This window comes from Pseudorhodoplanes sp. (genome assembly GCA_032027085.1).
GTDB lineage: Bacteria > Pseudomonadota > Alphaproteobacteria > Rhizobiales > Xanthobacteraceae > Pseudorhodoplanes.
This window is the reverse complement of the sequence record JAVSMS010000001.1, coordinates 1446458-1465901: the sequence shown is the minus strand read 5'-3', so window position 1 is coordinate 1465901 and position 19444 is coordinate 1446458. Positions and strand designations below refer to the sequence as shown.

Annotated in this window: 19 protein-coding genes; 11 read left to right on the top strand and 8 right to left on the bottom strand. The window is 61.2% G+C overall.

Features of this window, described 5'->3' with window-relative positions:
* Positions 1 to 277: 277 nt before the first annotated feature.
* Both secA and RO009_07145 read left to right on the top strand, forming a co-directional pair.
* Positions 278 to 3064 carry a preprotein translocase subunit SecA gene (gene secA, locus RO009_07150; protein MDT3684800.1) on the top strand — a complete coding sequence of 929 codons (2787 nt, stop codon included), beginning with the start codon at positions 278 to 280 and terminating at the stop codon, positions 3062 to 3064.
* A 151-nt stretch (positions 3065 to 3215) separates the two neighbouring features.
* A complete protein-coding gene (locus RO009_07145) occupies positions 3216 to 3800 on the top strand; it encodes an HPF/RaiA family ribosome-associated protein (GenBank protein MDT3684799.1) in 585 nt (194 codons plus the stop codon).
* A 145-nt stretch (positions 3801 to 3945) separates the two neighbouring features.
* On the opposite strand, the gene RO009_07140 is transcribed toward RO009_07145, so the two are convergent.
* From RO009_07140 to RO009_07125, 4 genes are all read right to left on the bottom strand, one after another.
* Complete coding sequence (locus RO009_07140; protein ID MDT3684798.1) at positions 3946 to 5481, bottom strand: murein L,D-transpeptidase family protein; 1536 nt, start codon at positions 5479 to 5481, stop codon at positions 3946 to 3948.
* 217 nt (positions 5482 to 5698) lie between these two features.
* Entirely contained in the window at positions 5699 to 6655 is a 957-nt protein-coding gene (locus RO009_07135) for an acetyl-CoA carboxylase carboxyltransferase subunit alpha (protein ID MDT3684797.1), read from the bottom strand.
* 123 nt (positions 6656 to 6778) lie between these two features.
* Positions 6779 to 7720, bottom strand: a complete 942-nt coding sequence (gene xerD / locus RO009_07130) for a site-specific tyrosine recombinase XerD (GenBank protein ID MDT3684796.1) — start codon at positions 7718 to 7720, stop codon at positions 6779 to 6781.
* Positions 7721 to 7736: 16 nt separating this feature from the next.
* Positions 7737 to 7886, bottom strand: a complete 150-nt coding sequence (locus tag RO009_07125) for a histidine kinase (protein MDT3684795.1) — start codon at positions 7884 to 7886, stop codon at positions 7737 to 7739.
* A 138-nt stretch (positions 7887 to 8024) separates the two neighbouring features.
* Here RO009_07125 and RO009_07120 point away from each other — a divergent pair, with 138 nt between their 5' ends.
* From RO009_07120 to RO009_07105, 4 genes are all read left to right on the top strand, one after another.
* Positions 8025 to 8618, top strand: coding sequence for a shikimate kinase (locus RO009_07120; GenBank protein MDT3684794.1), 594 nt, complete (start codon positions 8025 to 8027; stop codon positions 8616 to 8618).
* Positions 8619 to 8625: 7 nt separating this feature from the next.
* Complete coding sequence (gene aroB / locus RO009_07115; protein ID MDT3684793.1) at positions 8626 to 9753, top strand: 3-dehydroquinate synthase; 1128 nt, start codon at positions 8626 to 8628, stop codon at positions 9751 to 9753.
* 3 nt (positions 9754 to 9756) lie between these two features.
* Positions 9757 to 11031 carry an HlyC/CorC family transporter gene (locus RO009_07110; protein MDT3684792.1) on the top strand — a complete coding sequence of 425 codons (1275 nt, stop codon included), beginning with the start codon at positions 9757 to 9759 and terminating at the stop codon, positions 11029 to 11031.
* Positions 11032 to 11232: 201 nt separating this feature from the next.
* Positions 11233 to 12165 (top strand): LysR family transcriptional regulator, encoded by a 933-nt coding sequence (locus tag RO009_07105; GenBank protein ID MDT3684791.1) that lies wholly within the window; start codon positions 11233 to 11235, stop codon positions 12163 to 12165.
* Positions 12166 to 12214: 49 nt separating this feature from the next.
* On the opposite strand, the gene RO009_07100 is transcribed toward RO009_07105, so the two are convergent.
* The 3 genes from RO009_07100 to RO009_07090 all read right to left on the bottom strand — a co-directional run bounded on the left by RO009_07100 (position 12215) and on the right by RO009_07090 (position 13484).
* Entirely contained in the window at positions 12215 to 12577 is a 363-nt protein-coding gene (locus RO009_07100; protein MDT3684790.1) for a hypothetical protein, read from the bottom strand.
* 20 nt (positions 12578 to 12597) lie between these two features.
* Positions 12598 to 12810: a hypothetical protein gene (locus tag RO009_07095; protein MDT3684789.1), complete on the bottom strand. Its 213-nt coding sequence runs from the start codon at positions 12808 to 12810 to the stop codon at positions 12598 to 12600.
* Between the two features lie 401 nt (positions 12811 to 13211).
* On the bottom strand, positions 13212 to 13484 hold the full coding sequence (locus RO009_07090; GenBank protein ID MDT3684788.1) for a BolA family protein: 273 nt from the start codon (positions 13482 to 13484) through the stop codon (positions 13212 to 13214).
* A 132-nt stretch (positions 13485 to 13616) separates the two neighbouring features.
* Between RO009_07090 and RO009_07085 the strand changes: the two genes are divergently transcribed.
* The 5 genes from RO009_07085 (at position 13617) to RO009_07065 (ending at position 18827) form a co-directional block, all read left to right on the top strand.
* A complete protein-coding gene (locus tag RO009_07085; GenBank protein MDT3684787.1) occupies positions 13617 to 14225 on the top strand; it encodes a J domain-containing protein in 609 nt (202 codons plus the stop codon).
* 150 nt (positions 14226 to 14375) lie between these two features.
* Positions 14376 to 14570, top strand: coding sequence for a hypothetical protein (locus tag RO009_07080; GenBank protein ID MDT3684786.1), 195 nt, complete (start codon positions 14376 to 14378; stop codon positions 14568 to 14570).
* A gap of 205 nt (positions 14571 to 14775) precedes the next feature.
* Positions 14776 to 15774 (top strand): cobaltochelatase subunit CobS, encoded by a 999-nt coding sequence (gene cobS / locus RO009_07075; protein ID MDT3684785.1) that lies wholly within the window; start codon positions 14776 to 14778, stop codon positions 15772 to 15774.
* 144 nt (positions 15775 to 15918) lie between these two features.
* Positions 15919 to 17823, top strand: coding sequence for a cobaltochelatase subunit CobT (cobT, locus tag RO009_07070; protein ID MDT3684784.1), 1905 nt, complete (start codon positions 15919 to 15921; stop codon positions 17821 to 17823).
* Complete coding sequence (locus RO009_07065) at positions 17820 to 18827, top strand: esterase-like activity of phytase family protein (protein MDT3684783.1); 1008 nt, start codon at positions 17820 to 17822, stop codon at positions 18825 to 18827. The genes cobT and RO009_07065 overlap by 4 nt, the downstream gene beginning before the upstream one ends.
* A gap of 101 nt (positions 18828 to 18928) precedes the next feature.
* Here RO009_07065 and rpmB read toward each other — a convergent pair whose 3' ends face one another.
* Positions 18929 to 19219: a 50S ribosomal protein L28 gene (rpmB, locus tag RO009_07060; GenBank protein MDT3684782.1), complete on the bottom strand. Its 291-nt coding sequence runs from the start codon at positions 19217 to 19219 to the stop codon at positions 18929 to 18931.
* Positions 19220 to 19444 lie beyond the last annotated feature (225 nt).

Sequence of the window (19444 nt, the reverse complement as noted above, 5' to 3'; positions counted from 1 at the left end):
CGGCAATGAGGCCGGGGCAAGGCGTCGCAAAGGGCCTGCAAAGGCTCTAATTGACAAGGGTCCGACCCCCTCCTATCTCTCCGCGGAGTTCCGGTCGTGAAGCCCGAAAAGAGCCGCTTTTCCCGGATGCAACCGGGGCCAGATCGCCCAACCGGTCTCGTGACCGGCCCAGGCTTTGCAGCTATTGCCGGCTGCGGTCGCGTGGTTTTCAATCTTTCGTGTTCCTCGTACCCTCATTGATCGAAGCGCGTCTGCGCAGTGAAGAGAAGGATTTCGGATGCTCGGCGCAGTCGCCCGCAAATTGTTCGGCTCGGCCAATGACCGGCGGGTGAAGGGTTACATGCCGCGTGTGGCGGCGATCAACGCCCTCGAGCCGGAACTCGCCAAGCTCACTGACGACGAATTGCGCGCCCGCACCGCCGCCTTCAAGCAAGAGCTGGCAGACGGCAAGACTCTCGACGACATTCTTGTTCCCGCGTTTGCGACCGTGCGTGAAGCCGGCAAGCGCACGCTGGGCCAAAGGCATTTCGACGTCCAGCTTATCGGCGGCATGATCCTACACGAGGGCCGCATCTCCGAGATGAAGACCGGCGAAGGCAAGACCCTTGTCGCCACGCTCGCGGTCTATCTCAACGCGCTGGCCGGCTGTGGCGTGCACGTTGTGACCGTCAACGATTACCTCGCCAAGCGCGATGCCGAGTGGATGGCCCAGATCTACTCGTTCCTCGGCCTGACCACCGACACCATTGTGCACGGCATGGACGATGAGCAGCGCAAGAAAGCGTATGCCTGCGATATCACCTATGCCACTAACAACGAGCTCGGCTTCGATTATCTGCGCGATAATATGAAGTATCGGATAGAGGACATGGTCCAGCGCGGCCATGCCTACGCCATCGTGGACGAGGTCGACTCGATCCTGATCGACGAGGCGCGCACGCCGCTGATCATTTCCGGGCCGCTCGACGATCGCTCCGAATTCTACAACACGATCGATGCGTATATTCCGAAGCTCGACAAGTCCGACTATGACGTCGACGAGAAACAGCGCACGGTGAGCCTCACCGAGGCCGGCATGGAAAAGATGGAGCAGTGGCTGCGCGCCGCCAACCTGCTCAAGGCCGACTCCCTTTACGATGTGGAGAATGTCTCGACCGTGCACCACGTCAATCAGGCTTTGCGGGCGCACATGCTGTTCCAACGTGACAAAGATTATATTGTCCGCAACAACGAAGTAGTCATCATCGACGAATTCACCGGCCGCATGATGCCGGGCCGGCGCTATTCGGAAGGGTTGCATCAGGCGCTGGAGGCGAAGGAACACCAGCCGGTCCAGCCGGAAAACCAGACGCTCGCCTCGATCACATTCCAGAACTACTTCCGCATGTACGACAAGCTGGCCGGCATGACCGGCACGGCGATGACGGAAGCCGACGAGTTCATGGACATCTACGGGTTGGAAGTGGTCGAAGTCCCGACCAACCGGCCGATGATCCGCGACGACCAGGACGACGAAGTCTATCGCACGAACGTCGAAAAATACCGGTCCATCATTTCACTGCTCGAAGACTGTAAAAAGCGCGGCCAGCCGGTGCTGGTCGGCACCACCTCGATCGAGAAGTCGGAAAGCCTTGCCGAGATGCTGCGCAAGGAGGGCTGGGAGCAGCACGATTTCTCCGATCCCAACGCTTTCGCCGCGCTCTATACCGGCGACGAAGCCGCCACGAAGAAGAAGGTCTTCGCCATCCTGAACGCGCGCTATCACGAGCAGGAAGCCTATATCGTGTCGCAGGCGGGCGTTCCGGGCGCGATCACCATCGCCACCAACATGGCTGGCCGCGGCACCGACATTCAGCTTGGCGGCAATGCCGACATGCGCATCAAGCAGGAATTGGCCGACCTCGAAGGCGAGGAACGCGAGCGTCGCGCGGATGAGATCCGCGAACAGGTCGCGCGCCTGAAGGAGAAGGCGCTGGCCGCCGGCGGATTGTTTGTACTCGGCACCGAGCGCCACGAAAGCCGCCGCATCGACAACCAGTTGCGCGGCCGCTCCGGCCGCCAGGGCGACCCCGGCCGATCGAAATTCTTCCTGTCGCTCGAAGATGACCTGATGCGCATCTTCGGTTCCGACAAACTGGACGGCATGTTGACCAAGCTCGGCCTCAAGGAGAATGAGGCGATCGTTCATCCCTGGATCAACAAGGCGCTGGAAAAGGCGCAGCAGAAGGTCGAGGCGCGCAACTTCGATTTGCGCAAGAACATCCTCAAATACGACGACGTCAGCAACGATCAGCGCAAGGTAATCTTCGATCAGCGCATCGAATGGATGAAGGACGAGGCCGTGCACGAGGTCGTGTCCGACATGCGCTATACCGTGGTCGAGGCGCTGGTGGCCAAACATGTTCCGGAAAATGCCTATCCGGAGCAATGGGACACCGTGGGTCTGCAGGACGAACTCAAGCGCGTGCTTGGCCTCGACCTGCCGGTGGTCGAATGGGCCAAGGAAGAGGGAATCGCCGACGAGGAATTGCTGGCCCGCGTCGAGAAAAAGGCCGACGAGGTCATGGCCGCCAAGGTCGCCCAGTGGGGTCCGGACGTCATGAGCTATGTCGAGAAATCGATCCTGCTACAGACGCTGGATCACCTCTGGCGCGAGCACCTGGTCATGCTGGAGCATTTGCGTCAGGTGATCGGCCTGCGCGGCTATGGCCAGCGCGATCCGCTGAACGAGTACAAGTCGGAAGCGTTCCAACTCTTCGAGGACATGAGCGCCAATTTGCGCGAGGGTGTCACGGCGCAATTGATGCGCGTCGAGGTGGTACAGGCGCCGCCCGCGGACGAGCAGGCGCAACTGCCCTATATGGAAGCGCACAAGATCGATCCGCTCACCGGCGAGGACGAGATGGCGCCGGCGCTGTCGTTGGCCATGGCCGGGGGCAATGGCGACGTTCAGGCCGTCCGCGATCCGAACAATCCGGCAAGCTGGGGCAAGGTCGGTCGCAACGAGCTTTGCCCCTGCGGGTCCGGCAAGAAATTCAAGCATTGCCACGGCAAGTTCGCCTGACCTGCCCCGGACTTTTGAGCTGTGTCATGGCCGGGCTTGCCCGGCCATTTCATTTTTCAAATTCATGGCAGGTTGGCGGGTCGGGCGGTTTGTGAAACAATTTCCGGCTGCGGGCTTTGTCATTGTCAGACTGTCCAGACAGGGTGCGATGATGCAGGTTCCTCTCGAAATTTCGTTTCACAACATCGACAATTCCGAATGGGCGAAAGACGAGATTCGCGACAACGTCGCGAAGCTGGAGGCAATTTACGAACGCATGACGTCCTGCCGGGTGCGGGTCGACCAGCGCGCCGACAATTCCAATCATACCATCCCCCCCGTGGTGCGTATCGAGATCGGGATTCCGGGGCGCAAGGACATCATCGTGGCGCATGAGCCGGAGCGCCTGCAGCGTCGATACCAGAGGCCGGATCTCCACAACGCGATCAACGAGGCATTTCGCATCGCGGCCCTGCAGCTTGCGGAACTCAAGCGCAAGCTGGGTGACCGTACCTTTGCCGCCACGCATGAAGCGGTGAACGAATTCCGCGGTCAGGTCGCGGAGGTCACGCCGTCCGACGATTTCGGATTCCTAATGACCAAGGAGGGCGGCCTGCTCTACTTCCATCGTAACGCAATGCTGTCAGGCGAGTTTGACAAGCTGCGCCGGGGTGACGAAGTCACTTATGTGGAAGAGGTCGGCGATACCGGGCCGATTGCAACCAAGGTTCGCCGGAAGGAAACGGCGCCCGGCTAGAGCTCATTCCGACCAGGTTGCATCAATCTCCGTTCGTCCCCGCGGAAGCGGGGACCCAGAGCCAAGCAAGACTGGATTCCCGCTTGCGGCGGGATGAACCGAGTTTGTGGCTGCGGTTCGATTAGAACGGAATATGTTCCAGCTTCTAGCGGAATGCGCTCCAGCGGCTGTCGAAGCTCGACGTCGACGGCATCGGCTGTGCGCCGTTCATCAGACTGTTGGTGGCGGGCGCCGGCGCCGCGGTGGAAGCCGGGGAGCTTTCACCGGCGGCCGCGGTTTTTACGCGCGCCTCAGCAGACTGCGGCTCGATGGCGCCGGGCTTGGCGGTCCGGGCCGGCCGCGATTTCGGCGTCGGCGCTTCCGCGGCGTTGGCGCCGCCCCGCAAACCCAACACGCGCTGGACAATACTCGGCTTTGCCGCCGGCTTCGGCGGCTGTTCGGCGGCCGGCTGCATGGCGGCGACGCGGGATTGTTCGGATTTATCCGAGGAGCCGATGCGGAAAAGGCTGCCAAGCCGTTGCGCGAAGCTCGGCTCCTCCGGACGGACACCCTGTTTGGCCTGCGGCGCATTGCGCGGCAGCGGCACGTCGGCGACCCGAATGGCCTGCGTCGAAGCGGTCATGTCGCTCTCGCGCTCGGTGGCCGACGCGACGCTGTAGGAGGAAGCGACAGGGCCGGGCGCGGACGGATCGACAACCAGTTTGACGTTGCCGCGCTCATCGACGATTTCGCGCGGCTGCAATTTGGCGACGAATGTCGGATGCATGCCGCCGTCGCGGCCGCTCTTGATCGGCGCTGTAGGCGTGCCGCGCGAGGTCAATTCCGCAATCTTCAACTCGTCGGCGCGCTGCTTCTCGTTCACCGCCGCCCAGATTTCCTGCGGCGTCTCAAAGACGGGACATTTGCCCGCCGGACTGAAGCTGAGCGGTGTCGAAGCATTGGCTGGCGCAGCAGCGTTGAACACGTACCGCTTCTCGCAGACGTCGACTTTCGGTTCGAGATGCGTGACCTCGAAATGATCGTAGCCTTGCTTCAGCATCTTCCAGAACGGCATGTTCGGGTTGTTGCGGTGCTTGGCCATGTTCACGGGCGTCATCCGGAATGGATAAGCCTGGACCTGGAAGGATTGCTGCCCGCCGAAAAAGGCCTCGCGGCCCATCGCGAAGATTTCTGAAATCTGTTCGTTGGTCATCGCGTAGCAGCCGCGCGACGAGCAGTCGCCGTGCACCATCAGATGAGCGCCGGTGCGCCCATGCGCGCGATCGAAGACGTTCGGATAGCCCATGTTGAAGGCGAGATAGAATTGCGAATTGGGATTCATCTGCGCGGGGGTGATATTGTAGAAGCCCTCCGGCGCCTGACGGTCACCTTCGCGGATTTTTGGACCAAGATCGCCCGACCATTTGCAGATCGGATAGGTCTTCAGCAGCGCGTAGCGGCCGCTCCGGTCCTGCTTCCAGACCTCAAGTTCGGATTCCTGCTTGAAGATGCGGACGAGGAGCGGAGAGCTCTTGTCCATGTTCTTCTGATCCATCTCGGCAAGAAGGGCCGGCGAAATCGGCGCATTGGCGCGGGCAGAACTGGGAAAGACGCCCTCGGTCTTGCAGCCGGACAGCATTATTGCGGCAGCGAGGGCCGCCGACGCCATCAGCGTGCGGACCAAATTGGGGCTAAGTTTCAATACGTTACTCCCCGAGCAGGCTATCCCCGAGCCTTCATGGGCGATGGTTATCGCTCTGGTGCCGCCTCCGCAAGGGCGGATTCAGACCACATCCTGTTGACCATAGCCGCAGTGAAGGAAGCGTAAAACGTCCCGTTGAGGAATTTCAATCAAATAACACGGCGTTATTATGGCTGAAAAAGCCTCATGTTCTCATGTGGTTAACTTAACGAATGTGTCAGGCGCCGGCGCGTCCCATGGCCAGAAACTTCTCCCGCCGCAGGTGGCGGATCTCAGCGCCCTCCAGACCCTTAAGGCTGGCGAAGGCGCCGGCAATCGCGTGTCCGGTCGTCGCGATAGCTGCGGCCGGATCGCGGTGAGCGCCCCCGACCGGTTCAGGGATAATTTCGTCGATGATCCCGAATTTGATCAGGTCCGGCGCCGTGATCTTCATGTTGGTGGCGGCTTCCTGGGCCTTGGTTGAATCGTGCCACAGGATCGAAGCGGCGCCCTCCGGTGAAATGACGCTGTAAATCGCGTGTTCGAGCATCAGCACCCGGTTGGCGGTGGCGATGGCGATGGCGCCGCCTGAGCCGCCTTCGCCGAGGATCACCGCCACATTCGGCACCTGCAAGTTGAGGCAGGCCTCGGTCGAGCGTGCGATGGCTTCCGCCTGACCACGTTCCTCGGCGCCAATGCCCGGATAGGCGCCGGCGGTATCCACCAGCGACAGCACGGGAAGGCCGAATCGATCGGCCATTTCCATCAGTCGCACGGCCTTTCGGTACCCCTCCGGCCGCGCCATGCCGAAATTGTGCTTCAGCCGCGCTTCGGTAGTCGATCCCTTCTCGTGGCCGATGACGCAGATACTTTCGCCGCGGAATCTGCCGAAACCGCCGACAATCGCTTCATCGTCGCCGAATTTGCGGTCGCCGGCGAAGGGCACGAAATCCGTGATCAGCTGGCCGATGAAGTCGAGGCAATGTGGCCGCTGCTGATGGCGCGCGACCTGCGTCTTCTGCCACGGCGTCAGGTTGGCATAGATGTCTTTGAGCGTCTGGGCGGCTTTGGTTTCAAGGCGCCCGATTTCCTCCTCCACCTGCACCTCGCCGCCGCCCGCCTGAACGGCACGCAGTTCATCCACCTTGGCCTCAAGTTCGGCCACTGGTTTTTCAAAATCGAGGTAGGTACGCATAAATGAAGAAAGGGCCTTTTATCAGGGAGAAGGGCGCCACCCCCGTCCGGCGGCGGGGGAAACTGGCCTCAGGGGCCTTTCAAGTCAAGCAACGCGCCAGCATGCCGGCGAGGCGTTAGCAATTCATTCATCGGCAAGGGGATGCAGGTCGCGCACCAGGCTTTTCAGCCGTTCCTCAAGGACATGTGTGTAGATTTGGGTCGTTGAAATATCGCTGTGGCCGAGCAGGGTCTGCACCACGCGCAGATCCGCGCCGTTCTGCAGCAGATGGCTGGCAAAGGCATGCCGCAGCACATGCGGGCTGACCTGATCCGGGCGCAGGCCGGCGGCGGCGGCCAGTGACTTCAGCTCGCGGGCGAAATGCTGCCGGGTGAGATGGCCGCTTTCACCGGATGATGGGAACAGCCACTTCGAGTCGTCGCGCTTCGCCAGATTGCGAAGGGCGAGGTAGTCCGCCATCGCCTGCCTTGCTGAGTTGTTGAGCGGCACCATCCGCTCCTTGTTGCCCTTTCCCCGCACAATGATGATGCGTTGGTCGCGACGCGCGGCGGACGCAGGCAGGGCCACAAGTTCGGAGACGCGCAGGCCAGTCGCGTAGATCAGTTCCAGCAGGCAATGCAGCCGGCCCGCCCGCAGGCGTTCGGAGGGATTGCCGGATTCGTCTTGCATCGCGCGCCGGGACGTATCGAGCAGATGGTCGACTTGCTGAACCGAAAGGATCTTGGGAAGCGGGCGGCCGTGCTTCGGCCCCTGCATAATGGCGGCAGGATCGTCGGGTCGCCGGCCTTCCGCATAGAGGAAACGAAAAAGCTGACGGATCGCCGAGAGCTTTCGCGCCACCGACGATGACGCGAAACCGCGATCATCCAGCGTCTTCATATAACCGCGAATGTGATCGCTGGACGTCGTGGACAATGATTGCTGCCTGCTGCGCAGGAAATCTAAAAAATCGGCGAGGTCGCGGGCATAGGCCGACAGCGTGTTCTCGCCGGCGCCGCGTTCGGCGGCCAGCATGTCGAAGAACAGATCAACCAGTCTCTGGTCGGAATGCGCCGGGCGGGCCATGCGGTTGCCGGACCTCTCAGCGTTGCTTGTAGAATCGATCCTGCGGAACCGTTACCGTGATTTCGCGCGACTGTGGCTTGACCAGCGTGGCCAACGCGACGATGCCAGCATAAACCATACCCGCAATAATTCCGACAACAGCCAGGAATCGGAACAGGGTCGGCATGGCGATGAGGCACCTTCAGGCGGATTGGTTGAGCCCGACTACGATCATGTTCATGTCTCGCTGACAAGAGGCTGCAGGCCCGTGCTACAAGTCATGCTATAGGAATGCTGCGGCACGAAAAGCCGCGGCCACGAGATCATGCCGGATACCGCTCTGCAGAATAAAACCGCCGAGGCGTCCATAATCGACAGTCTTGGCCGTCGCTCGGTCGTGCTGGTCGGCATGATGGGTGCCGGCAAATCCTCGGTTGGCCGCAAGCTGGCGGCCCGACTCGGGTTGCCTTTCGTGGATGCGGACAATGAGATTGAAGCCGCCGCGGGCATGTCTATTCCCGACATTTTTGAAACACGCGGCGAGGCGGAATTCCGTTCCGGCGAAGCCCGTGTCATCGCGCGCCTCCTGGAAACCGGACCGCAGGTCCTGGCGACCGGAGGTGGCGCTTTCATGAACGCGGATACCCGCGCAACGATACGGGCCAAAGGCGTGTCGGTCTGGCTGCGCGCCGATTTCGATGTGTTGATGAAGCGGATCAGGCGGCGCAACGATCGTCCCATGCTCAAGACCGATGATCCAGCTGCGACCTTGCGCAATCTGATCGAACTTCGTTATCCCGTTTATGCGGAGGCCGACATCACCGTCGACTCGCGCGACGTGTTGCACGAGGTCATCGTGGATGAAATTCTCGATGCGCTGCGCGGCTATTTCGCGGGGCTGCAGGCGGGGCAGGAGTAGTTTAGGCATGACAGCAATCCCCCGCATTGGAGAGCCGGCCAACGTGCATGTTGCCCTCGGCGACCGCGCTTATGACATTGCCGTTGGCCGCGGCGTTCTGACATCGCTGGGCGCACGCGTTGCGTCGTTGCGGCCGGGGGCGCGCTGCGCGATCGTCACCGACGACACGGTGGCGGGACATCATCTGTCCGCGGCTGAAGCATCGCTGGCGAAATCCGGTATCGCGCATTCGCATGTCACCGTGGCGCCGGGCGAAGGCTCCAAAAGCTATGCAGGTTTCGAAAGTGTCTGCGAGCAATTGATCGGTGCGCGCATTGAACGCGGCGATCTGCTTGTGGCGCTCGGCGGCGGGGTGATCGGCGATCTGACCGGATTCGCCGCGTCGGCGGTGCGCCGCGGCCTCGACTTCGTGCAGGTGCCGACCACCTTGCTGGCGCAAGTCGATTCCTCTGTCGGCGGCAAGACCGGCATCAATTCCCGGCACGGCAAGAACCTCGTCGGCGCGTTTCACCAGCCGATTCTGGTTCTCGCCGATACAGCCGTCCTCGATACGTTGCCCGCCCGTCAGATGCGCGCCGGCTATGCGGAAGTCGCCAAATACGGTCTGCTCGGCGACGCGGCATTCTTCGCCTGGCTGGAACAGAACTGGCAGGAGATATTCTCCGGCGGACCCGCACGCGAATATGCGGTCACCAAGAGCTGCCAGATGAAGGCCGATGTTGTTGCGCGCGACGAGCGCGAGAGTGGCGACCGGGCTCTGCTCAATCTCGGTCATACTTTCGGTCATGCATTGGAGGCCGCTGCAGGTTTTTCTGAACGACTGCTGCATGGCGAGGCGATTGCCATTGGCATGACGTTGGCTTTTGCCTTCTCTGCCGGGCGTGGCCTGCTTTCTCCGGCCGACGTCGAGCGTGTGCAACGTCATCTTGCTGCCGTGGGATTGCCCACACGGATTGCCGATATTCCCGGCGACCTGCCGGATGCGGACACGCTCATGGAGCTCATCGCGCAGGACAAGAAGGTCAAGCGCGGCAATTTGACATTCATCCTCGCCCGCGGCATCGGCCAAAGCTTCATTGCGTCGGATATCGAGCCCGAGGATGTTCACACATTTCTGGTTGGACACCTTCCCTGATCGATGATCGCGCAAGACTGGTTCGTCCTGTCCGCCATCCTGATCTGCCTGCTGCTGTCATTTTTCTTTTCCGGCAGCGAGACCGCACTCACGGCCTTTTCCCGCGCCCGCATGCTGCGGATGGAGAAGTCCGGAAAGCGCCGCGCCGCCATCGTCAACCGATTGATGCGCGCGCGTGAGCGCCTGATCGGGGCGATTCTGCTCGGCAACAACGCGGCCAATATTGCCGCCTCTGCCATGGCGGCCGGCCTTTTTCTGATCTGGTTCGGAGAGGTCGGGGTGGTCTATGCGACCATTGCGATGACGGCGGTCGTGGTGATCTTCACCGAAGTCCTGCCCAAGACGATTGCGATCAACGCGCCGGAACGGATCGCCCTGTTTGTCGCCCGCCCGATTTCGTGGGTAGTCAGCCTGCTCGGTCCGGTCCTGATGGGCATCGAATGGCTGGTGCGCACGATCCTTGGATGGTTCGGAATTCGCATTGGCGAAAGCCAGCCGATTCTGTCCGCGCACGAGGAATTGCGCGGGACCATCGACCTCCTGCATCGCGAAGGCGGCGTGGAGAAGCAGCATCGCGACATGTTCGGCGGCGTACTCGACCTGAACGAATTGCAGGTGTCCGATGTGATGATTCATCGCACCGAAATGATCACCGTGTGCGTCGACAATCCGCCCGCGCAGGCGGTGCGGGACATTCTCGCGGCGCCGGTGACGCGCATTCCGCTCTGGAGCGAAAAGCCAGAGAATATCGTCGGAATCCTGCACACAAAAAACCTGCTGAAGGCGCTGCAAGATGTCGACGGAGATGCCTCTCGCATCGATCTGATGACGATCTCCCGTCCGCCCTGGTTTGTGCCGACCATTCGACCCCTGACCGAACAGTTGAAGGCGTTCCGCCGTCGCAAGACGCCGCTGGCGCTGGTGGTGGACGAGTACGGCGAGATGATGGGCCTCGTGACGCTCGAGGACATCATCGAGGAAATTGTCGGCGACATCTCCGATGAGCACGATGTCGAAGTGCCCGGTTTGCGTCCTCAGCCGGACGGGTCGGTGACCGTGGAGGGTGCCGTGCCGGTGCGCGATTTGAATCGTGTCATGGAATGGAACCTGCCTGACGAGGAAGCGACAACGGTCGCCGGCCTTGTTATTCACGAAGCGCGTTCCATTCCCGACGCGGGCCAGACCTTCACATTCCACGGCTTTCGGTTCCGGGTTCTGCGAAAGGACCGCAATCGCATTACGGCGCTGCAAATTACGCCGCTGAAATTTAGAACCTAGGTATTATGTTCGGGCACCGGCGAGCATTGTGTGCCCGATGCTCGTGCACAACTTCTCCTGATAAATCACGCATATGTGACGGCGGCGCCGCTGGAAGCGTTTGCGTTGGCTGATTCCCGGACGTCAAAGTGTCGCAACTGTCGAGATGCCATTCCGCGCTTCGTTTTGTCCTCGTGACCGGGTCTTCAAAGGCAACGGCCGATGCATCGCAGGCACGACAAGATCAACATTCCGATCGAGCTGTTGCGCTCTTTCGTCGCCATTCAGGAACTGGGCAGCTTCACCAAGGCGGCAACCGCGCTTGAACTGACGCAGCCGGCGATTAGCGCGCAGATCAAGCGCCTGCAGCAACTGGTCGGCGGCGAAGTGTTTTCCCGCAGCGGACTCGGCATTGCGCTCACGGAGAAAGGCGAGATCGTGAGCAAATACGCCAGGCGCATTCTTGCGATGAACGACCAGATCATGTCGTTGTCTGGCGCCAAACCGCATTCGCGTCACTTCCGCGTCGGCATTCCGAATGTCTATGCCGCGCATATGCTCTGCGACATCGTCAAGGTCTGCGGCAATGCCGAGCAGACCGACAGAATGCAATTCTGCTGCGAGCCGTCGGGGGACCTCATCAAGAGCTTGACCAGCGGCTATCTCGATGTGGCTTTCATCGTGTCAGCTGCGCCGCCGCATGCGCAGACAATCGCCAAATGGGTGGAGAAACCCGTTTGGGTCTGCGCGCGCGATTTTCTTTTGAGCCCCGGATCCCCGATACCCATTCTGAGCTGGCCGCATGCCGTGTCCGATCAGGCCGTGATCGAAGCATTGGAAAGCCTTGGGCTGCAATACACGGTAGCCTTTGTCGCATCCGATCTTGCGGCGCATCTCGCCGCGCTGCGGTCTGGACTCGGCTTTTTTGTTCTTCCCGAGCGCGTCGTGCCACCCGATCTCAAGATTGCGCGTGAACACTACCTGCCGCAATTGCCGGATCTTACGGCCGGGCTTTATCTGCGCGAAGACCTGGATACCAAGCGCATGGCGCCCCTGATCGAAAGCCTGGACCGGGTTCTGAACCCGGATCGGATGCCTGTCGGTGCCAGGGCAGATGACGCATGTTTGCCCAAGGCAAAGAAAGGCGCCGCTTGAACATTACCGAACAGAGCGCTGTTTGGCCGTAGTCGGCACGTTTCATACATCAATAAAACTTCTGATCGATCCGGATCGATTCTGCATCCAGCATTTCAATGCGTTCGTTCACGGATCGACAATCTTGGTCGGTCAGACTCTGCACAGTTGAGTCGGCTCGCCGCAGCGTTTGCATGAGCGCGCGGCGCCTCGCATTCGCGATCGGAAGGTCGATCGCGATACGGTCACGCCATTTGCGCAATAACCTGAGAGAGGAGCAACGCTCCCGGACAGCAATCCGGATGCCTGTCGCGTCGAACGGCGAGAGCTGAAAACGGGGGACGTTGCTGTCTCTGGTCGTGCGGCGAGATACCATGACGGCCATGCCCGTCACCCGATGGGCCGTCGTGGTCGAGAGGCGCTCGAGCCACATGCGGGCGCCTCTCTTTCTCCTTACTCCCTTATGACGTTTTCCAGATATTGTCGTGCTCGCGGTGTTCGGCGGCGATGAAGGCCCGCGATCATTGCGCGGTAGGTTTTCTCCACCAACTCCGGAATGGCGCCGTGCTCGCGCGCGAGCTGCAGGACGTTCTGGATGACCTCTTCCACGCGCCCCGGTGCCGGAATGTCAGCCGCATCCGGTTTGAACCGGGCAGCCTGCAGCACGTTATATTGGCGCGCACTTCGTCCAGGTTCTTGCACGCAACGCTCATTGCACTTTTGCTCCGGCCTGTTTGATCACGGCAGTCCATTTCTCCGTCTCCTGGCGGATGAACCCCTTGAAGGCCGCAGGGCAGTCGGCGCGGCCTTGGCGACCGCAGCCCCGATATTGCCGCCGCCGCCCGACTGTTCTCGGCCACAACGGTTTGTTTGAAATTGTCCTGCATCCTTGACGAAATGATGCGGGCAATCGTGTCGGGCGGCGATCCGGCCGGATAGGAAACGACGATCTGGACGGTCCGGATGGGATAGGTCTGAGCAAGGCAAGCGTTGCCGCTCGCCAATGCCTCAGCAGAGACATGGCAAGCAAAAGAACATAGCTGGAAGAGTTCCCTATGATAGCGGATCTACAATTCCTCTCCGGGCGCACTGGCATGGATCGCCAGCGCATGAATGCCGTTCCGGAGATCGTCGGCCAAAGCCTCGTTGATCATGCGATGACGCATGACTCGGGACTTGCCGGCGAAGGCTTCCGCCACGATATAAATTTTATAATGGGTCTGCCCACCCTGACGATACCCGGCATGGCCTCTGTGCCGCTCCGATTCGTCCAGAACTTCCAGACTTTTCGGCGCAAAGGTTCTTGTCAGTTTCTCGATGATGACATCTTTCGTCTGCATGCTGGCTTGCTTAATGGGAGGCGGCGGGCAAGGTCAATGGCAGCCATCTGTGCGGCGCAGCGCCCGTCCTTGCGGGAAGCTGCAAAGTCAAGTCTTGAAGGTGCGGCACGAACGTCCGAATAATCGCAGACCATGAAATTCGATTCACCTTATTTCGACCGGATCCGGGTCAAGCCGGGAGCAGACCGCTCTGTCCGCAAGGCGACGCATATTTGCGAGTGGCCGGGCTGCCAGAAGCCTGGACTGCATCTTGCGCCGAAGGGGCGTGGCCGCGAGAACGAGAGGTGGCGTTACTGCCTCGACCACGTGCGGGAATACAACCAATCCTACAACTACTTTTCCGGCATGAGCGACGACGAGGTGCTGCGTTTTCAGAAGGATGCCCTGACCGGGCATCGGCCGACATGGAAGATGGGAACCGGCAACAAGGGCGAGCCTGGGCATTTTTATGCCGAAGGCGCAGAAGACCCGTTCGTGTTGTTCCGCGAATTGGGCGGGCACGGGTCCAGCGAGCGCGTGTCGGCAAAGAAGGAAGCCCGCACCATTCGCAATGCCGAACGCAAAGCCTTCGAGACGCTGGGTCTTGAGGTCTCGGCCTCGCGCACAGAGATCAAGGCCAAATTCCACGATCTGGTTAAACGCCACCATCCCGACGCCAATGGCGGTGACCGCACGACCGAGGACCGGCTGATCGAGATCATTCAGTCCTACAATTACCTGAAATCGGTCGGCTTCTGCTGAGCAAGGCGGCATGTACCGCCATCTGTAAAGCCGGTGCGCAAAACTGGTGACAAGTCCTGCGCACAGCATGAATCGATTCGCTGTGTCGCCGCCCTCCGCCTAGATTTTCATACTTCTCACGCGCTGCTTTCGCGGACGGAGAGCAAGGTCATGGCGCAGACGGACGCCGACAAGGCGGCGATGTCGTTCACCGAGCGGCTGAAACACGCGCATGAACTGGCCGCGGAAGGCCGGCACCTTGTTCGCCGCACGCACCGCAACCTTCGGGTCGGCAATGCCCAGGTCGCGCATTCCTTCAAGCTGCTCGCCCAAGCCCGCGGCTTGTGGCGCGAGGTCCGGCGCTAGTCTGAGAATTATTCCGCCCTCGCAGCCCCGCCCTGCCTTCCGGACAGGCCTTCGCATTCCTATCTAGTTGATCTATTTGGATATGTTCTCGGAAGCGCCGGGTTTATTCCGGACCGGGCTTTCTGCTAGGTTGGCCCCGCTATCCGATTTGCACCCTCAATCGGCGTTTACAGCCCCAGGATGTGCCGGGGGCCACGGAGTTCCAATGACGACTGCAACCCAAGAGGTCGCGCAAGGCCCAGGCGGCTTGCCGGACATGAAGGTATCGGTCCGGCAGGTTTTTGGCATCGATTCCAATATGGAAGTTCCGGCTTATTCCGAGCCGGACATGCACGTGCCGGATCTCGACCCGGATTATCTGTTCGATCGCCCGACCACGCTCGCGATCCTGGCCGGCTTTGCCAAGAACCGCCGCGTGATGGTGACCGGCTATCACGGCACTGGCAAATCCACGCATATCGAGCAGGTGGCCGCGCGCCTGAACTGGCCATGCGTGCGCGTCAATCTCGACAGCCATATCAGCCGCGTCGATCTGGTTGGCAAGGATGCCATCGTGATCCGCGACGGATTGCAGGTGACCGAATTCCGCGACGGCATTTTGCCCTGGGCATTGCAGAACAACGTCGCGCTCTGCTTCGACGAATATGATGCCGGTCGTCCGGACGTGATGTTCGTGATCCAGCGCGTGCTGGAAGTGTCCGGCCGTCTCACCTTGCTCGACCAGAACAAGGTCATTCGTCCGCACCCCGCCTTCCGGCTGTTTGCCACCGCCAACACCGTCGGCCTTGGCGACACCACCGGCCTCTATCACGGCACGCAACAGATCAACCAAGGTCAGATGGACCGCTGGTCGATCGTGACGACGTTGAATTACCTGCCGCACGACAGGGAAGTGGATATCGTGCTGGCGAAGGCGAAGCATTATCAGACCGAAGAAGGCCGCGACATCGTCAACAAGATGGTGCGCGTCGCCGATCTGACGCGGAATGCCTTCATGAACGGCGATATCTCGACCGTCATGTCGCCGCGCACCGTGATCACCTGGGCGGAGAATTCCGACATTTTCGGCGATATCGGTTTTGCCTTCCGCGTCACCTTCCTGAACAAGTGCGACGAGCTCGAGCGCTCCATCGTGGCCGAGTTCTATCAGCGCAGCTTCGGGCAGGAGTTGCCGGAATCGGCGGTGAACGTGGCATTGACCTAGATTGCGGCCGTCGCCTTCGAGGCTCGACGCTTCGCGTCGACAGTGCGGGGCGACGGATCGAGATATGAGTAAACATTCCCCGTCATCCTGATGGGACCCGCCGAAGGCGGGCCTCGAAGGATGATCGGCCCGGCAAGGCCAGCTATGTCCTCGAATTATCGACCGAAGACGACCCCAAAAGAATCGCCGAACGAGCCGTTCAAGCGCGCGGTGACGGGCTGTCTGCGTGCACTCGCCAAGAAGGCGGATCTTGAAGTGTCCTTCGCCGCGGAGCGGCCCGGTCTTGCCGGCAGCAAGGTGCGGCTGCCGGAACCGGCTCGCAAGCTGACAAAGCAGGAAGCCGCCATCGTGCGCGGCCACGCCGACGCCCTGGCTCTCAAGCTTGCCTGCCACAATCCCAGCGTTCACCGGAAATTGCTGCCCGGCGGGCAGCAGGCGCGGGCGGTGTTCGACGCGGTGGAGCAGGCCCGCGTGGAATCCATCGGCGCGCGCCGCATGCGCGGCGTTGCTCAGAATCTGTCGGCGATGCTCGATGACAAATTTCATCGCGGCAAGTTCGACGACATAACCGATCGCGCCGACGCTCCGATCGAGGAGGCGGTCGCCATGATGGTGCGCGAGCGCCTGACCGGCATCACCCCGCCGCCTGCAGCGAGGAAGCTGGTCGATCTCTGGCGGCCGATCATCGAAGACAAGGCGGGACACGGCCTCGACCGGCTCGACGCGCTGATCGAGGATCAGCAGCGTTTCGGCGACGCGGTGCATGATCTCCTCGACTCGCTTGACATGGGCGAGGACCGCAACCGCGATTCCGAGGACGAAGAGGAAACGGACGACGACGAACAGGATCGCCAGCAGGATGAGTCCGGCGAGCAGGGCGAGGCGACCGAGTCCGACGACAGCCAGCGCATGAGCATTGAGGAGGCAGAATCCTCCGCGGAGGATGCGCAGGATGCCTCCGCCGAAGCGCTGGATGCGCAGGCGACCGACATGACCGACGACAGCGACATGGGCGATTCCGAATCGCCTGCGGAGCCATGGCGTCCGCGTCCCGGCGCAGGTCAAGACTATCGCGGTCCGGAATATCACCCCTTCGTCAGCAAGTTCGACGAGGAGATCGCGGCGGAAGATCTGTGCGAGCCGGAAGAGCTCGATCGCCTGCGCGGCTATCTCGACAAGCAGCTCTCGCACCTGCAGGGCGTGGTGGCGCGGCTCGCCAATCGCCTGCAGCGCAGGCTGATGGCGCAGCAGAACCGCGCCTGGGAGTTTGATCTCGACGAAGGCATGCTCGATCCGGCGCGGCTGTCGCGCGTCATCGTCGATCCGATGCATCCGCTCACGTTCAAGCGCGAGAAGGACACCAATTTTCGCGACACGGTGGTGACGCTGTTGCTCGATAATTCCGGTTCGATGCGCGGCCGTCCGATCACGGTCGCTGCCACCTGCGCCGATATCCTCGCGCGCACGCTGGAGCGCTGCGGCGTCAAGGTGGAAATTCTTGGCTTTACCACCCGCGCTTGGAAAGGCGGCCAGTCACGTGAGGCTTGGCTCGCCGCGGGCAAACCGGCCAATCCCGGTCGCCTCAACGATCTGCGCCACATCATTTATAAAGCCGCAGATGCACCCTGGCGCCGCGCCCGCAAGAATCTCGGCCTGATGATGCGCGAGGGCCTGCTCAAGGAAAATATCGACGGTGAGGCGCTGAGCTGGGCTTATCGCCGGCTGCTGGGCCGCACCGAGCAGCGCCGCATTCTGATGATGATTTCCGACGGTGCGCCGGTCGACGATTCCACTCTGTCGGTGAATGCCGGCAATTATCTTGAGCGGCACCTGCGTTACGTGATCGAGGAAATCGAGACCCGCTCGCCGATCGAATTGATCGCGATCGGCATCGGCCACGACGTGACACGCTATTATCGTCGTGCCGTCACCATCGTGGACGCGGAAGAACTCGGCGGCGCGATGACTGAAAAGCTCGCCGAATTGTTCGACGAGAAGGCGCCGGAGCCGCAGCCGCGCCACGCGCCGAAGCGAAGGCTGCATTCGTGAGCGCACGCGCGATTGCCGCGGCTTTTGCAATTGCCGCGCTGTCGTCGGCGCAACTTTTTGCACAAGCGCCGCAGCCTCCTGAAAAAATTGAAATTCGCGTCAGGCCGATCGATGCGTTCCAGCCCGGAGAACCCGAGCGCAGGGTTTTTGGCGCGCTGGATTTTCGCGGCGCCCTTGAGCTGTCGTCGACGACCAGGAGTTTCGGCGGATTATCCTCCATCCGTGTTGCTTCGGACGGCGCGAATTTCCTCGCGATAACCGATAAAGGCGACTGGCTGCGCGGACGTATCGTCTATCGTGACAACAAGCCGATCGGCATCGCCGGCGCCGAAATGGCGCCGATGCTGGGCTCCGGAGGGCGGGCGATCACGGCACGTGGCTGGTACGACACCGAGGCGCTGGCATGGGATGGTGGCGTCGCCCATGTGGCGCTCGAGCGCGTGCATCGCATTCTTCGCTTTGACTATGGCATGGAGGGGCTGCAGGCGCGCGGGCAGATCGTGCCAGTCCCGCCGGAGATGACAAAGCTGCCAAGCAACCGCGGCATCGAATGCCTGCTGGCCATGCCGAAGGGAACGCCGCTGTTCGGCGCATTGCTGGCGATTTCCGAGCGCAGCCTCGATGGCGACGGCAATGTCCGCGGATTCCTGATCGGCGGGCCGAAGCCCGGCCTTTTCATGGTCAAACGCAAGGACGATTTCGACATCGTCGATTGCGCGCTGACACCGACATCGGACCTACTGCTGCTTGAGCGTTTCTTCAGTTGGCAGAAGGGCGTGGCGATGCGCATCCGCCGCGTGCCGCTGTCGCATGTTGCGCCCGGTGCTCTCCTCGATGGTCCGAGCTTGATCCATGCCGATATGGGCTACCAGATCGACAACATGGAAGGACTGAGCGTGCATCGCGCGGCAGATGGCACGATCGTGCTGACGCTCGTATCGGATGACAATTTCTCGATCATCCAGCGAACGCTGCTGCTGCAGTTTACGTTGTTGGACAAGTGACCAAAAAAGTCATGGCCGGGCATGACCCCGCCATCCGTCGACGAAAAAGTTTTAGCTGAAAGATGGATGCGCGGGTCGAGCCCGCGCATGACGCAGCAACGTCAGCTTGCTTCCGCCAGCTTCTTCTTCACGGCGCGCTTCAGTTCAAGCGCGCGCGGTGAGAGCTGCGAGTCGCTGGCCTTCACCAGGAAAGCATCAAGGCCGCCGCGGTGATCGACGGTCTTCAGCGCGTTGGTCGACACGCGCAGGCGCACCGAGCGGTTCAGCGCGTCCGACATCAGCGTGACATTCACCAGGTTCGGCAGGAAGCGCCGCTTGGTCTTGATGTTGGAGTGGCTCACCTTGTGACCGACAAGGGGCTTCTTTCCGGTCAGATCGCATTGCCGCGACATGGGGTCATCCTTCAAAAAATCCGCCCCGCGGCGCCGTTGCGCCCGGTTGGCATGGTCCATCCCTGCGGGAGACCGCAGTCCTATAAAGAGAGGGGGGCCAAGCGTCAAGCAAACCGGCCGTCTGCGACCATCACACAATCGGCGTATTCGGGGCCACCAAATGAATCGAAAGGCCCTTAAAGTCCAGCCAGGGCAGTGGAATTTCTGCCGTTGCGGCGGGAATCG